The organism is Streptomyces sp. NPDC053426 (genome assembly GCF_055585405.1).
Genome location: NZ_JBVJKE010000024.1, coordinates 14,496 through 30,124, shown reverse-complemented (window position 1 = coordinate 30,124; position 15,629 = coordinate 14,496). Strand labels below are relative to the sequence as shown.

Here is a 15,629-nt window from a genome sequence, read left to right as displayed (position 1 = left end):
CCGCAGAGCGAGACCATGACCACCCTCACCTCTCCCTGCAGACCGCTGACCTGGACGGCCCCACGCCAGCCGCATATCCGTCCTGTCCCGGACCGCACCTGCCAACACAAGATCCACGATGACCGGATGCCGACGCCGCACGCCGCCGGCCTGCCAGATTCGGCTGCGTGCGAGAAGACCACCCCGACACCTCCGATCTCCACGCCCGCGTGGACGGGCTCCTCGCCGACCTGGCAGCACGGCGCAGCCCCCTGCCACCGCCCTGCGAACGGACCCGGCTGCGCGAGGCCGCGGGCCTGTCCCCTGCACAGGTAGCGGACACCCTCGTCTGCCAGGCTCAGGACGTCGAGGCATGGGAGGCCGGGAAGCGGGAACCGATCGGTGTCCGTCGCACGGCTTACGCGCGGCTTCTCAAGGGCCTCAAGCACATGGAGAAACCGAAACAGGACGACAAACTCGCCCCCGGCGAGAGCACCGCATCACCCGCACGGCCCGCACGGCCCGCACGGCCCACAGCCCCCACGTTGCCCGCCGGTCCGCAGCAGCCAGCGCTCTTCCCCGCATCCGCCGAAGCATCACCACGCCCGCCAGTGGCCAGCGAACCACCCGTCACGCCCACAGGACCGCTGGCCGTTATCGACCACGACATCCTCCTGGTCGCCCACTTCACCAACGGCACCCGCCTGCCCCTGGACGCGGACGACCTCGTCGGCCTGCTGGAGTGGACGCTGCGCAGCGGTCTGCACCAGGAGAGCCTGTCCCCCCACGGCAAGGACAGTGACCCGCTTATCGTCCTGACCCCCGCAGCCAGTGCCGCACTGCACCTGCCCGCCCACCTCGAGGACCGAACCGCCCTGCGCCTTCCCGCCGGCCATCCCGTCCTGACGCAGCTAGGGCAGGCAGGCTTTCTCCTCACCCGCCGCGGCTTCGGCCCGTGGGCCGGGATCTACCGGCCGGTCGTGAACAACAAGCGCGCCTCGGTACACGTCGCCGTCATGGCCTGGGGAGCCCTGTCCCAGGACGGGTGGAACCTCCCACCACTGCCGCCGTCAGACCTGGCACGGCTGCTGGGCACCTACACGGACCGGCTCTTGACCCCCAGCGGCTCCACCGCGGTCTGCGGCGTCAGACTGATGACGGCCCTGCGGCCACCCACCAAAGCGACCTACGACCCGGCCACGGGTAAAGGGGTGTCCGGCCCCAACCCCGGTGCCCTGCACAAGCCGTTCGAGCCAGCGCCCCCAGAAGCTCCCGACGCCCACCCCCTGGCTAAAGGCCGCCCGCCGGAGCAGGCCATGGAGGAGGAAGCCTGGGACTGGAGCCGCTCGCCCGATCAGCAGGAGACAGCCGACTTCCCGCACGTCGTTGGACTCGACACCAACATGGCCTTTATCGTCGCCGCCTCCAGGCTGTCCGTCGGCCGCAATGCTCCGCCCCGCCATGTCACGACACCCGCCTTCGACGAGAAGACTCCCGGCGCCTGGTACTGCGACCTCAGCCACGCCCCGCACGATCCGCGGCTGCCCTCGCCTTTCACCGCCACCGGCCAGGCCCCGACCAAACCCGCCTGGTACACGACCGTCACCCTCGCCTACGCCAAGGAACTCAGCATCGAGGTCCGGCCTATCGAGGCCTACGTCCGCGACGATCACGGCTCGTATCTGGACCCCTGGTACACGCGGCTGAGAGACGCCTACCTCGCCACCATGGCCGACCTCGGCGTGCATAAGGACATCCCCCAGGCCGACTACCTGGCCGCCATGAAAAGACTCTCGACGGCGGACCCCGCCCTGCTCGCCCTGCTCGCAGCGATCAAAGCCACAGGAAAAGGCGGCCTCGGGAAACTCCGCGAAGGCCCCCGTGCCCCCGCCGCCCCCTACACACGCTGGCCCGCACTGAACCAGCCCACCTGGCGCCCCGACATCCGTGCCGCCGTCATCTCACGCACCCGCGTCAGCCTGCACCGCAAAATGCGCAGGATGCTCACCGAGACCGGCCGCAGCCCGCTTGCCGTCCTCTCGGACTGCGTCATCTACCCCGCCCACCAGCCGACCGCCCTCGACGTCGTCCCCACCGGCCCCGACCAGACCGGCATCAAGGGACTGCTGTGCCTAGGCGTCAACCCCGGCTTCGTCAAAGAAGAAGGCGTTCAAACCATGGCCTGGTACCAGCACCAGCACACCCAAGGCCTCAACCCCGCCCGCTACATCAAAGCCAACCCCGACGCCTGACCCCTCCCACGCCGATGCCACCTGCCCCACACCTACTGCGTCGGCCGCCACGGCATGCTCGTCATCCGCGCTCCCAAACGCCACGGAAGACACGACGCCTCCTCCAGCGGACCATGCACCGGAACCACACGATGCGGCTCCAGCAACGCCAGCGGCACACTCCGGGGATGCGCCCGCGCCTCCTGCCGCGCCAGACGCTCGACGACCGGCACCGTATTGCGGTGCGACATCAGCCACGCCTCCAGCCCTCGATGCCCCCCGGCCGCCATCTCCTCACCCATCCCCAGCCGTTCACCCACCCACTGCACCCACCGCCCCGTCGACCACCCCGCAGGACCGCCCGCGAAACTGCGCCCCACCGCCCGCTGCCGCTCCCGCACGGCCATCGCCTCCGCCACGACGACCGCCTCCGGATACACCACCAGGGGAACAGCCCACAGCGCCGAACGATCCACCCCCAAAACCTCCTGCCGCGCCCGCCACACCCCACGCCAGGCCATCTGACGGCACTGCCACCAATACACCGCCACCTGCTGCGCATCCGCCAGCAGAGCCCGCGCGTACAGACCCGTACGACGCTCCAGACCCACCCGCCGCACGTGCGCCTCCACCACCTCCGGCAACCGCCCGAGGCCGACCTGGAACTGCCCCCGGCCCACAGCCGTCCATCGTCCGTGCCGCACACACACCGCCCACTGCCCACCGGGCACCCGCCACACCGGACGCTCACCGAGCCCAGCCGCGCACAATCCACAGGCCTGCACCGGCATCCAGCTCTCCGGCCAGGCTTCCACCTTCACCTGGTGGCGGGCCCGGGGACCGATACGGCTGTCGCCGAGCGACACCAGCGCCCGTTCCAGATGCGGCAAGGGCCGTCCGCTGACCTCCGCCAGACGCTGACGCGCCACAGGCCCCAGACGCACCTCCTCAACACCCGGATCAACCGCCCGGATGGTCCTCGGCGCACCGATGTACTGAGCCAGCTCCTCGAAGGCCATCCCATTGCGCACTGCAAGCCGCCACAGATACGACGCGATCGTCTCGCCCCGCACCATCACCACACGTCCCGGCAACCGCGCGAGCGGCTCCTCGATCCTCATGAAGCGATCGTCACAACCCCCGCCGCCGGCGCCACACAAACAAGCCACCCACCACGAAAGCTGCCCGCCGTGCCCCTGAGGCTGAGCGCCGACACCGTCCAGGAAGCACTCGACCGGGCCGACTCCCGGCACTGGACCCGCAACCCGCCCCGCTCCATGCGAGCCCGGCTCACCTATCTCCTCAAGCACTACGAACCTGTTGCCCTGGCCCGCCGGCTCCAGACGACTCCCTCCTACCTGGACGCCCTGCTCGGCGCACAGCAGGTACCGGAAGACCACCCGCTGCATCACGCGGTGGAACGCGAAATCGTCCGGATATGGCAGCCCCGCGTCCGCCGCCGCGCCCACGCCACCATCCTCGCCAACGGCGGCCAGATGACACTCAGCTTCCGCGCATGGCTGGGATTCACCGCAACAGCCGGATCAAGCGACGACCCCCGCCTGCGCTTCTTGAGCCTGCACCTGGACGCCCCTTATCTGGAACGCCTGTTCACCGCCCGGCGCATCGGAGCACCGGAATCAGAACTGCAAGCCATCCTCAACGACGCCCTCAGCACCTGCTACTTCCACCGCGGCCGGCCCGCACACCCCAGGGAGAGCGTGAGCCTCGACCGCATTGACTTCCTGGAGTTCTACTACTGAAATTTTCCCGCTTGAGTCGAAGTGGGCCGAAGTGCGATAGTTGTTACATGAGCAGGCGTGTTGTCACCTGCGAGGTAACCGTCATCAGATCCCGGCATGTCTCATCCTCGTCTCGGCTTCGTCGCGTCCCAGCGCATCGAAGCCGTCGAGATGGAACTTCTTGGCGTTGAAGGCGCGCACCCACAGGCCCGCCGCCCAGCACAGCTGCAGTTCGTTGTTGCTCAGCGCCCGTCCGCGCGCGGTTTGGTACTCCTCCAGGAAGGCCACCGTCCGTTCGACCGAGGCGCCTGCACCGGTGGGCCCGCCCTCGAACATGGCGGCGGCCTGGCCGATGATCACCACCTCGGGCTCGTAGACCACGCTGTCCCAGTCGTGGACCGCGAGCGGCCGGCCGTCGCGGAACTTCACATTGCGGCCGTCCCAGTCTCCGTGTCCGAACACGCAGGCAGCGTCGCGGACCTCTTCCAGCCGCTCGCGTACGGCCGTGCCGAGCTCGTCGAGCCACGCCGTGGCGGAGCACCGTTCAGCATTGAGGTCGACGTTCCGGTCGTCAGGGACCGGCCAGACGCCGTTCTCCTTGTGGTACCAGTGGATCCATGCGGGAGCTGGTCGTAGCAGCGGCTGCGGATCCAGATTCTCTGCGCGGGTCACGAAGTCGGCCAGAAGGCCAGCGAACTGTCGGGGGGCATCGGCGGGCGCGGGCTCGCCACCCCCTGGCACGGAAGTCTCGGCGCTGGCGACCTTCCTGCCCAGCGGCAACGGACCGGGCAATGGTTCCGGGCAGGGGAAACCCGCCTGCCACATCCGGCTGGCTGAGTGGGTGGCCCAGTCCTCGCCTGGTCCTGGGAAAGCGCGGCAGGGGTTCATCGGCTGCCCGGCGGCTTCGGCCACGCGCCTCCTGCGACGGCTGCGTCCAGCAGGTCGCCCAGACGCAGCCAGGCGGTGGGACCGGAGCTGGTGGCGGGGGAGACCGCGAAGCGGCCCCAGGCGTCCTGGTCGGTGCCCAGGGCCTTGCGTACGGCGGCGACCAACAGGGTGCGTGGTTCCGTGGCGGTTGCTCCAGGCGCGCAGTGCCGACCAGGCCGGCAGAGCGCGCACGAGTGCCGGGCCGACCTCCGGTCGGGCCAGGACCAGGCGGGTCCAGGCTTCACTCCAGGAAGGTCTGCCTCCGAGGTCCGTGCGTAGGCGCTCGGTGAGAGGGAGCAGCACCGTCTCCGGGGAGCTGTGGCGACGCAGCACGTCCTCGGAGCCCTGGCAGCTCAACACTGCCTGGACACTGGCCGCCACCCTCGCCACCGACCTCGACGCCTGGACTCGGCTCCTCCTCCTGCACGACGAGCCCGACCTGGCCAAGGCCGACCCGGATGAAGCTCTACCACCTGCCCGCCCGCCTCACCGCCCACGCCAGGCGCAGGACCCTGCACCTGGACCACACCTGGCCATGGGTCACGGCGTTCACCCTCGCTTGGTGACGCGCCACCGAACTCCCGGCCGCGACCTGACGGCCGGACACCATCCCGACGACACCGGAAAGGAAGCAGACGCACCACCTTCGGTCCCGTGGAACCCGACACCCTCGCAGCGCATGCGAAGACCCCCGCACCGACCGGTCGGACAAACCAGGGTAAAACGCCGGAACAGCAAGACCGATCAAGCTCCAGACGAATCGAGGTCAGAGCCTTCACCGATCCCGGAGCGGTTCAGTTCCAGTGGACCTACTTCGGTTGCTGGGGCCATCACCTCGCAACCATCGATAACGCAATCCTCGGCCTTGCCTTACGTGAGGTGTTCCGCGTAGTCGCGTACGGTCGCGGTGCCCGACCGCACCACGTAGATTCCGCTCCCGCGGGGTGTCTCCTCGGAGCGCTGTCGGAGATCGTCGACGTCCACTGCCTCGGGCCACCGCGTGCTGGTAAGTGACCAGCAGACCCCGGTCAGGTCGATCCCGGTCAGGTCGGCCCGCTGGAGGTCGGCTGCTGTGAAGTCTTCGAGCAGAGCGCGCACCCGTGACACGCCGAAGCGGCGCATCGGCTGTCCGCGCCGCAGTTCGATGGCCAGCAGTGCCTGTGTGTAGCTTTCGCTGACCACGTGGGCGATGTGGTTCCGGGCCGTGCGCAGCATCTCTTCCGGGTCTTGCCGGAGGGGAAGCGCGCCGTGATGAGTGATTTCATTTCGTGCATGGCGGATCTCTCGCTCCAGGGTCGTTGCCTGTGCGGTGATGGGTTCCTGAGAGGGCCCCACTGTCAGCAGGTGTCTGGCAAGCTGTGCCGCTGAGCTCACCAAATCCGCCAGTTTGGCCTGGTTCCCGTCCTGTCGCTGCGGTCCTGCGGTCAGATCCTTGAGTATGAGCACGTCCAGTGAGGCTTCATCGAGGTTGGATCGGAATTGGTCCCAGCCGGAAGGGGCCATGGAGAACGCAAGGCCGAGGAGGTCCCCGAGGACTCCGCACAGAACTGCAGGCTCGCGGCGGATTGCGGCGATGTACTCCTCCATGACCTGTTGAAGCTGCAGCGCACGGTCGGCGTAGGCCATCACTCGAAGGACCCTGGGAATCCTGCGGAAGGACATGCGCTCTACAGGGGAGACTTCCCCGAAGGCGAGTTCGGTAAGGCTGTCGTGGCTGGCTGGCGTGGTGTGAGTGCGGGTGACCGTCGGCTCTGACGGGAGGATGCCCGCCAGGCCGGCCTCGGCGTCGAGTACGGAAGCGAGGGCTTCGCTCTGCTGGCGGTGCCGGGATTCCAGGAGTACCTCACGCAGGCCGGCCTCGACATCGAGCAGCCTGCTCAGGTCCGCATCAAGGGCGTTCTGGTGCCGGTGACCGGGCCAGTTGCCTGTGTAGTCAGAAGTGCCGGTCACTGCCCCTCCTCCTGCTTGATGTAGTCCGCGGCCGCTCGACGGGCCTTCTTGAGGCTGCTGCGCACAGCGTCCGAGGTCATGCCGAGCTCTTCGGCGATCTCTGCCGGGGTGTACTCGCTCAGGGTCCATGCCAGTACCTGACGCTGCCGCATCGGAAGCTTCCGCAGAATGCGGAGCGTGTCTTGCCTTGTCTCCCAGGCCACTGCCACGTCGGGGTGAGGCAACAACGACGTTGGCTCGGGAACGTGCTCTGTGGGCTCTTCGCGTACATCTGCCACGTGCCGGACCAGAGACCGTGACGCCACCGTGTGCACCCAGGGTCTCGGTGACTTGATCTCTTGCCAGCGGCGGTAGGCCTTGACCATCGTCTCCTGCGCGATGTCGGCGGCCACATGCAGTGAAGCACCGTGGTTGAGAAGGAAGCCTATGAGTTGTCGGATGTTCTCACGGTAGAAAACCGAGAACTGGGCATCCACCACGGTCCGGATCAGACGCTCACCCGGCTGCGCGGCCGCTGCCTTGATGTGCCGGCCTTCGACGGCTTCGTAGTCACTCACGCGGCTTCGCTCTCGTCACGGAATGCCGCGGTCACTCGGATGCGGAGCCGTTTGCCGTCGGCCTGTAGCTCGTCGACCTCCCACGATTGTCCGCCCGTAGCCACGTTGGTGAGCCCGTCCAGGTACCGCCGTTCGGCCTGTGCCTGACGGGTGCGCCAGCGCAGCCGCATCCACAGGCCCAGCAGGCCGCACACCTGCGCTGCAGCGGCGAGAGTGATTATCGGGTCCACGCGTCATTCCTCCGTTGATGAGGACAACCCCTTAATGGGCTCTCACCAGACAAGAGCCTCAAGACGTCCCGGCCGTGAACCCAGCTGCGCACTTTCTTGAGATGCAATGAGATCGCGTCAGGTCTGCTTGGCGAATGAGGACTACCGCCTGCGGATGATGACCGGCTGCAGTGGCTGCCCTTCACGGCTGTCCCTGGCTTTCCGGCCGAGGTGGGAGACTGGGCGGATGCCTGATCAGTCCTTCGTCTTCCTGCCGCTGTCTTATGCGGCCAGGCCGCCTCGGGTCGTTGTGGTGGCGCCACTCGACGACACGCATTGGGTTCAGTGGACGGCAGCAGCTCTTGCTCAGTTGTCGACGGTGTGGGGCTGCAGCGGGAGTGTCGTGGTCCCCTCAAGCGCAGTCGGGCATCCTGCAGTTGATCGTTGCTTGGCACGTCTGGACCCCGACCACGTGCTCGCCTACACGCCGTCGTGGGCCACGTATGACGCCCTGCATCCAGGTGCCATCGGTCAGCTGCTGGCCGCGAAGGGGATCTCTGACGAGACCGGTGCTGAGCAGTTCGAGGAGATGCTGCGCCAGGAACCGTGGAACGGCCGCGTCGTGCGCGACGCCGAGGCGGTCGCTGACAACCTCCGTTCACAAATAGGAACGAATCGGCGAGAAAGTCACATTCAGTGCAGTCATTTGTTCGACGATGTCAATGCACGTGAACTCACGCCGCTGTCTGCGCTGACGCCGGCGCCTGTTCTCGGTGTTCCGAGGAACCTTGTGACCTCCGCAGAGGCCTTGGCCTACGCGATGCATGTCGGCATCGAGGCGCCCGACACCGGCGGACAGGTTCCGGCCGAGCATTGGCGGGAAGCGGCTCTCCGCGGCACCGAGTCGCCACTGCTGTCCCAGATACACCCGGGGGCGCCTGACGGAGCCCACGCGGCTCGGTCGCATGAGGCCGGGCGGTGTGTGGCGATCACAAGAGGCTTCCGGCGTCGCGAGCGTGTTGCTGTTCTGGGTGACCGGCCTGAGGACTTCGCGCTTGCCGAGATCCTTCGGCAAATTCGCGGCGCGGTGACGTGGATCCCCTGGACCGAGCCTGGGCTCAGTGACATGTGGTTGTTTTCCGGCGGCGCCCCGGACCGTTTGCTGGTGACGAGCGCGTCGTTGAGCGTGGAAGAGACACGGCAGCGCATGGATGCGCGGTGGGAGGAGCGTCCGGTCAGGCAGGTTGGGCCGACACCGGAGGAGCGCTCGTTTGAGGTAGTGGAGTCCGGAGACATCGACCTGACCCACCCGTTCATGGTGGTCTTGAAGGATGCCTGGGACCAGCCGCGCTCCCTTCCCGCGACTGTGGAACCGGACGGATCGCTCCAAGCATCGCTTTCTCTGGCTGCGGAAGTCCCACGCGGCCTCGATCCCGACAAACACCGCTGGCAGGTCACCCTCACCGCCACCAACCACCCTGTCCCTCCCCTCGTCGTATTGGGGTCGCCCGCCGTCACGGCACCGGGTCAAAGCCCATGGGAGACCTTTGTCCGTGCCGCCGACGGCGGCATCACTTACTGGTCCCACCGCTACGACTTCGTACCCAGCGGGGCATCGCTGGCTGGCTCACTCGCGTCTCCCAGGCTGGCCTGGCCCGGCATCAAGCGCATTCTGCAGACTTCGGCCTCGGCCAACGGCATCGCCCTCCTTCCCAGCCCGGCCGGCAAACGCGCTGCCATCACTGAACGGCTGCTTGGATCCCGCGCCGCCTTGGAAGCGCTGGCCGCAAGTCCGGGATGGCGGTTGCTGCACCACTTCACCTCTAATGCGCCAAACACCAACTATCCGGAGGGCAGCTGGTGGAAGCTGAAGTCCGCGGTTGTGCTGTCCTGGGAGGTCATAGCAGCACATGACGACAGCGGCTGGGACCTGAAGACCCGCCGAGAGCAGATCGACCAGTGGACGTCACAGGGCGTGCTGCGCCGTGGACTAATCCTGGGGTGCGGTCACTGCCCCATCCTGGAGTTCTACCCCCTTGCCGAGATCAGCCAGAGTTACCGTTGTAGGCGATGCGGAGGAGACAACCAACTCGCCAAGGACCGCTGGAGGCCGGTTGCGGACGAGCCCAGATGGTTCTACGACCTGCACCCGGCAGTGCTGGAACTCGTCACGAACAACGGGAACGTGCCGCTGCTGGCCACGCAGTACCTGCGCAACCAGTACGAGGCGCGCCAGGCCCTGGTCTGCGAGGAGTTCGAACTTCTTAAAGACGGCAGCCGTTTCGTGGAGTTGGACTTCGCCCTCGCCACCACCGAGGAACTGTGGCTGGGCGAGGCCAAGAGCAACGATTCCCTCGGCAACAGCCCTCGCGGGCGACGAAGCGAGGCCGGCAAGCTCATGGAAGGATGCGCACTCGTCGGGGCGGCTGGTCTCATCCTGGCCACCAGCAAAGCCCAGTGGTCGGACACGACTGTTGAAGCGCTCAGGCAAGAGCGCCAGGAACGCCTGGGTGCCGGAAAGCCAGTTCCCCGGATCAGCCTTTTGACGGGCCTTGGAACGGCTCCGAAGCTCACTCCTTTGACCAACACGTGAGACGGTAACCGCAGTCTCACATGACGACGCACGCGGCAGTGAGCCGCCCGGGGACGCGAGCTCATTCTTCGGTTGCTGCGGTACGCGGCGTCGCCCGCTCGGCAGCACGGTGGAGGCGTTCGTCTGCTGGCTTCTTCACGCAGTCGCCGCCTACCTCCCGGCGGACCCGTCTCCAAGCGCGGCATGGGTGATTCCCGTGAGGCGGTGGCCGACGAGTCCCGCAGTTGGCCGGGCGCTGCGCCGAAGGCGTACTGACCCCGACCTGAGCAAAGAGTTCGGCCGCAGCGAACAGACCCATCGAAACCCGCCTGGTCAAGATCGGAGCGGTCGGCCCCGCCGCAGACCAGGCTCGTCTCAACACACTGCGACCTCACGAACAAGCCCGATCAGATATTTGATCGAGGTTGCACGGGAGGGAGGTGCGCCGATAGCGTCGCCTTGCACCGACAGGCACAACCAAGGAGACCGGCATGGCCGTGCTGCTGACCACGGGGCAGGCAGCCGCCGAGCTAGGCTGCGCCATCACCACCTTCCGTCGCCTGATCCGCGCCGAACTCCTGTCGGGCCTGTCCCGGCGTGGCGTGCGGGTCATGATCCCGCTTCCCGTCGTGCAGGCGCTCAGCACACGTAAGCACGCAGCCCTGGACCGGCTGAGCGTCAACGAGATCGCTGTTCTGAGAGTCGACACTGCGCAACCGGTCGACGAGCCCGACCGGAACTGGCTCGGCTTTTCCGCCTCCCTCACACCCGAGGACCTCCTGAAGGCGCTACGTGGCTGGTGGCGTTGCGACCCAGCCAGCATTGCGGCCGGGGGAGTGCTCCCGGTGACCCTGTCCGGCTATGTGGTGGCCATTCTGACCGGTCTGGAGCGCTGGGAGCGGAACGGCGAGGGCCGTCACGCATTCCCCGACGCGCGCCTGGCCGGCTACGTCACCGATCTGGCTACCCCGACGACCGCCATCACCTCTCGCGTGGACGACGACCAAAGGCTTGCCGAACTGTTCCTCGGTACCCGGCTCGCCTCCCACTCCGGCGGGGCGATCGCCTACGTCCCCACCCACGCCGCCGCCTGACCCTGGCCCGGACAAGGAATCCTCCGATGGACGCACAGAGCTACACCACCGCGCTCGCCGACCTGCGCACCGTGCGGGACCAGATCAAAAAGGCCCGGGCAGCGCTGGCGAAGCTGGAAGGCGACCGGGACAAGCGGATCGTCCAACTGGCCTCCTACGAGAAGGCGAAGGCGGAGCGGATCGCCCCGGCAGCCGGGCTGAGCGTGGCCGACATCGTCGCTCTCGCTCCGCCCTTGGCCCCCGACAGCCTCACCGAAGAAAGCACCGAGGCCCTGGCGCAGTCACCGGCTCCCACCACACACACGCCCTCCAAGGACACCGAACCGGAACCGGCCGCGCAGCCCGCAGCAGTGGCGCCTGCCATGCGCACCGCGCAGCCGCAGGCTGTCCCAGCCGATACCCCGGCCATGACGGCCGCACAGGATACGCCGCGAACTCTGCCCTCCATCCCCGAAGGAGAGGCGGGTGATGCCTGGTTCGCCCACACGCCCGGTCTGGCCTCTACCCGCCCGAACTTCACCCAGCAGGCCCGCTCCACTGTCTTCCTCGACACCGACACCGGCGTCCTGGTCCACCGCAACCAGACCCACCGCCTCGACCTCGGCAGCAGGTCGGCCGCCGACATCCTCACCGCCGTCTCCCACACCGTCCCCGAGGGAGTGGAGCGGATCTACATCACCGCCGGTGACCCCTGGCACCGCGACGCCGACCGCTACCCCTACCTGCGCGACGCGGTCGCCGCCTGGCTGAACGCCCCCGCACCGGGCTGGCGCACCGACACCGGCCGCGGCCGCGACCGGATGGCCGGGCACTTCGTCCACGCCCGCAACCCCGTCGGCCGTTACCAGCACACAAGCGGCGACAGCCACGTGGAGATCCGCTCGGTGGGGGAGTGGTTCGACACCGATAGGGACGACCCCGCCACCATCCGGGACGCCTTCGTGCTGCTGTGGCAGACCCTGCGCCGCCACTGGAGTGACGCGGTCATCATGGGCTCCCCGTCCCAGACCGGCCGCGACCTGTGGACCCGCACCATCCCCACCCGCGGCCAGTACTCCGACGGCTACCCCGTCCTGTCCGAAGAACTGCGCGGCCTGCTCCACGCTACCGCGGGCCAGGGCCGCAACGAACTCATCACCCCGCCCCGCGTCCCCGATCAGCTGCCCCAGCTGATCGAGTACGACCGCACCTTCGCCTACGCCAAGCACACCTGGAAGTCCCCGGTCGGCACCCCCCGCCGCATCACCGCCCACACCTTCGCCGCCTGGAGCGAGAAGGAACAGATCCGCGCCCTGTACGGATGCGGCCACTGGCACGTACGTGTGACCGTCCCCGACGCCTGGAACCACGTCGGCCTCCTGCCCGCCCCCGCCCCCGGTGACCGCGCCTGGCACTACCCCGCCACCCCCGGCACCACCTTCACCACCTGGGCCGGCGGCCCCGAACTCCACGCCGCCCTGACCAACCCCCTGCAGCCGTGGAAGATCGAAATCCTCGACGGCATCCTGTGGGACGACGGCAAACCCCTCGACGACTGGGCCAAGAAACTCAAAGACACCTGGACCAACCTCTCCGCCCAAGCCCACTTCCACGGCGACCCGCAGCAGGGCCGTGCCGCCCACCTCGCCTCCCGCGCAGTGCGCTCCATCCTGCTCTACGGCATCGGCTCCTTCGCCCAACGCCCCCGCATGGTCACCGGCACCACACCCCGCACCATGGAACGCGACGTCCCCACGGACGCCGAGATCATCGGCTTCGACGACGAGTCGATCACCTGGCAAAAGCCCACGGGCTTCGCCCGCGACCCCAACGCCCACCCCGAATGGGCCGCCGCCATCTGGTCCGGCGCCCGCGCCGCCCTGCTCACCCAGCGCCACCGCGACGACGACACCTACGCCGGCGCCCTCCACACCCCGCCCGGCAGCGTCATCGCCTTCCGTACCGACGCCCTCTACCTCACCCAGCCCCAGAACTGGCCCCACCACCACCAGCCCGGCGACTACCTCCTCAAGGGCCAACTCACCGGCCCCCTGCCCGCACCCACCACCGAAGAGGAACTCCTCACCCTGCGGGATGCCGGACGCACCGCCCTCACCAGCGACCAGGAGACCTGATGCCGCCCCGGTCCCGCCGTAACGCTCCACGCCCCCAAGCCCAGTTGAACGAGGCCGCCCGCCTGGCCGACCGACTCCAGCAATCCGGCTACACCAAACGCGACATCGCCCGCATCATCAACCGCGATCCCTCCCTCGTCTCGCAGTTCTACACCCGCAACAAAGGCGCCGCCTTCGTCACCGCCCTGCGCGAAGTCCTCGCGGCCGTCGAAACCGGCGGCATCACCGACCTGCCCGAACTCACCGCCATCGCCGCCCGGCACACCCACCGCCGCACCACCGCCTCCGGCGCCCGCGCCCGCGTGCGCACCAAAGCCCTCCTCATCACCCCCACCGGCTCCGGCACCGGCCGCGTCGGCGCCCAGGCCATCGCCTCCGGCTCCGCCCGCCTGCGCCCTCTCATCGCCGAGGCCGCCCGCCGAGGTCTGCGCCTGGCCTTCACCGTCCGCCTCGCCAAGACCAGCTACCTGCACCCCTCCGGCAGCCGCACCGACTCACCCGGTATCCGCCGCGACGTCATCCAGCGCACCGACCACACCGAGGAACGCTCCTACGGCTCCGCCCAGACCGGCGGATTCGACGCCGCCGACTTCGCCCGCCGCGTGGACGCCGCCGGCGGCGACGTCACCACGGCCGTGCACCAGTGGCTGATGGAGACCGGGCGTATCCGCCCGGACGCTCAGATCCTCCACCTCGAAGTACGTACCTGGCGCCCGCGCTGACCGCTCAGCGCCAGCCAACTCCCTTTGAGGCAAGGTGAATTCAGACACGCCGACTCGTGGAAAGATCTCTCGGCGGGCAAACAGACACGCCGGCCGACAAATGTGCGCCCAGCCGTGAGAGCCACGCGCGCATGACCTGACGCTGCTCACTGGAATGAGCAGCTATGCATAGCCAGGGCTTCAGAGCTCTGCCAGCGCGTGAACCCAGGCGTCACCGGGCGGCGGGACGAAGAAGTAGCCCCCTCCCACAGTGAGGGCGTACTTAGCCATCGCCTCGCCCTGCAGCCTGCGCTGAACTGCCTCGAATCCCTTCTCCAAGTCCCGTTGAAAACAGCAGAAGATCAAGCCCTGGTCGTCACGGTTGCGCTGGTAGTTGTAGCTGCGCCGGACCATTGGTGGAGGATTACGCCGATCTGGTGCTGCTCTGCGGACGTGGGCATCCAGCGGGGTGATCTTGCCCTGGGGGTCAGCGGCAAAGACGGGTCGTTCATCGCTGGGGGTGCCGTCCAGCCACCGTCCGTCCCGGCGACGGCCGATGATGCGCTCCTGCTCGTGGACGGTGTCGCGGTCCCAGAAGCCGGTGGCGAGCCGGATGATCCGTATCACCTGATAGCTGCCGCCCACTGCCCAGGGCGGCTCGCCCTGATCGGGTTTGACGGTCGCATGGTCGGTGACTTCGGCCTCGGTGGCGGGGTTTCCATAACCTTCGGTGAAGTGGAACGGGTTGCGTGCCAGGCCTCTCCCATCCTCCGTACGGTTTTCGGGGCGGACCCCCGTCATACGCCAACGGACTCTCCACTGAGGCAGTGCGTGTAACGCCTGCTGGGCCGCTTCGTCCGCGGCTCGACTCGAAGCGCTGGTGACCTGAAGCAGAAGGTCACCATGCGACTGTTCCGGATCCAGCACATCGCCGGAATAGGACGGCATGTGCTTGATCTGCCGCAGCTTGTCGGCACTTTTGGGAAGCACGCTTTCACCCAGCGCCAGCCAAGCAGCGGTCCCGCCACTGTCGATCGATGCGACAGCATCGTATGCGGCGCGCAACGCGCTGTGGCGCTCTTCCGCGCCCACAGACAGATCAAGAGAGATGAGTTGGGCATACGGCAAAGGTGCCGCTCCTCGCAGATGGGCCGGCGCCGCAGCCGCATCCGCTGACTGGCCGCGCAGAGCAGCGGCGCCCACAGCCGCCAGCCCACCTATTCCCAGGCCTGCTACGGCAGATGCGCGCAGGACTACCCGCCTGCTCCAATTCCTTGTCAACGTCCCAGGCTTCCGTGCATCTTGTCCCTCATCGCCATCGGAGGGCCTGCTGGAGGAAGGCAGTAACCGACTTCTGCCGATGTGCCGAACGGATTGATTTCGAAATCCGGTCGGCGAAAGGAACCCATCATTCAGTCACACGCCCAAGAGGCTCGTCTTCGACGCAAGAATCCAACACTCGGAGATAATCAGGCCCAAGGTCTTTCAGTCTCGATCTGATCCAATGTCTCCCGCGCTCGTCGAGCACCCCCCAACGCCAGGAAAGAGCATGA

General features: G+C 67.7%; 13 protein-coding genes. 6 read left to right on the top strand and 7 right to left on the bottom strand.

The features are described 5' to 3' along the window. Nucleotides 1-167: 167 nt before the first annotated feature. Nucleotides 168-2,231, top strand: a complete 2,064-nt coding sequence (gene tap / locus ACZ62B_RS34335) for a telomere-associated protein Tap (protein ID WP_469693335.1) — start codon at nucleotides 168-170, stop codon at nucleotides 2,229-2,231. A gap of 32 nt (nucleotides 2,232-2,263) precedes the next feature. Here tap and ACZ62B_RS34330 read toward each other — a convergent pair whose 3' ends face one another. Next, nucleotides 2,264-3,331 carry a TniQ family protein gene (locus ACZ62B_RS34330; protein ID WP_469693334.1) on the bottom strand — a complete coding sequence of 356 codons (1,068 nt, stop codon included), beginning with the start codon at nucleotides 3,329-3,331 and terminating at the stop codon, nucleotides 2,264-2,266. 69 nt (nucleotides 3,332-3,400) lie between these two features. Between ACZ62B_RS34330 and tpg the strand changes: the two genes are divergently transcribed. Beyond that, a complete protein-coding gene (gene tpg / locus ACZ62B_RS34325) occupies nucleotides 3,401-3,973 on the top strand; it encodes a telomere-protecting terminal protein Tpg (protein ID WP_469693332.1) in 573 nt (190 codons plus the stop codon). Nucleotides 3,974-4,057: 84 nt separating this feature from the next. Here tpg and ACZ62B_RS34320 read toward each other — a convergent pair whose 3' ends face one another. The 5 genes from ACZ62B_RS34320 to ACZ62B_RS34300 all read right to left on the bottom strand — a co-directional run bounded on the left by ACZ62B_RS34320 (nucleotide 4,058) and on the right by ACZ62B_RS34300 (nucleotide 7,616). Further along, nucleotides 4,058-4,864, bottom strand: a complete 807-nt coding sequence (locus ACZ62B_RS34320) for a hypothetical protein (protein ID WP_469693330.1) — start codon at nucleotides 4,862-4,864, stop codon at nucleotides 4,058-4,060. Further along, complete coding sequence (locus ACZ62B_RS34315; protein WP_469693329.1) at nucleotides 4,837-5,004, bottom strand: hypothetical protein; 168 nt, start codon at nucleotides 5,002-5,004, stop codon at nucleotides 4,837-4,839. The genes ACZ62B_RS34320 and ACZ62B_RS34315 overlap by 28 nt, the downstream gene beginning before the upstream one ends. A 745-nt stretch (nucleotides 5,005-5,749) precedes the next feature. After that, complete coding sequence (locus ACZ62B_RS34310; RefSeq protein WP_469693328.1) at nucleotides 5,750-6,829, bottom strand: hypothetical protein; 1,080 nt, start codon at nucleotides 6,827-6,829, stop codon at nucleotides 5,750-5,752. Beyond that, nucleotides 6,826-7,386, bottom strand: a complete 561-nt coding sequence (locus ACZ62B_RS34305) for an RNA polymerase sigma factor (RefSeq protein ID WP_469693326.1) — start codon at nucleotides 7,384-7,386, stop codon at nucleotides 6,826-6,828. Before ACZ62B_RS34305 ends, ACZ62B_RS34310 begins: the two co-directional genes overlap by 4 nt. Further along, a complete protein-coding gene (locus ACZ62B_RS34300) occupies nucleotides 7,383-7,616 on the bottom strand; it encodes a hypothetical protein (RefSeq protein ID WP_469693324.1) in 234 nt (77 codons plus the stop codon). The genes ACZ62B_RS34305 and ACZ62B_RS34300 overlap by 4 nt, the downstream gene beginning before the upstream one ends. Nucleotides 7,617-8,043: 427 nt before the next feature. On the opposite strand from ACZ62B_RS34300, the gene ACZ62B_RS34295 reads away from it, so the two are divergent. From ACZ62B_RS34295 to ACZ62B_RS34280, 4 genes are all read left to right on the top strand, one after another. Continuing rightward, entirely contained in the window at nucleotides 8,044-10,188 is a 2,145-nt protein-coding gene (locus ACZ62B_RS34295) for a hypothetical protein (RefSeq protein ID WP_469693323.1), read from the top strand. A 470-nt stretch (nucleotides 10,189-10,658) separates the two neighbouring features. After that, a complete protein-coding gene (locus ACZ62B_RS34290) occupies nucleotides 10,659-11,261 on the top strand; it encodes a DNA-binding protein (protein ID WP_469693321.1) in 603 nt (200 codons plus the stop codon). A gap of 26 nt (nucleotides 11,262-11,287) precedes the next feature. Further along, on the top strand, nucleotides 11,288-13,375 hold the full coding sequence (locus ACZ62B_RS34285; RefSeq protein WP_469693319.1) for a hypothetical protein: 2,088 nt from the start codon (nucleotides 11,288-11,290) through the stop codon (nucleotides 13,373-13,375). Beyond that, nucleotides 13,375-14,097 (top strand): helix-turn-helix domain containing protein, encoded by a 723-nt coding sequence (locus ACZ62B_RS34280; protein WP_469693317.1) that lies wholly within the window; start codon nucleotides 13,375-13,377, stop codon nucleotides 14,095-14,097. The genes ACZ62B_RS34285 and ACZ62B_RS34280 overlap by 1 nt, the downstream gene beginning before the upstream one ends. A gap of 180 nt (nucleotides 14,098-14,277) precedes the next feature. On the opposite strand, the gene ACZ62B_RS34275 is transcribed toward ACZ62B_RS34280, so the two are convergent. Continuing rightward, nucleotides 14,278-15,204, bottom strand: a complete 927-nt coding sequence (locus ACZ62B_RS34275; protein WP_469693316.1) for a Dyp-type peroxidase — start codon at nucleotides 15,202-15,204, stop codon at nucleotides 14,278-14,280. Nucleotides 15,205-15,629 lie beyond the last annotated feature (425 nt).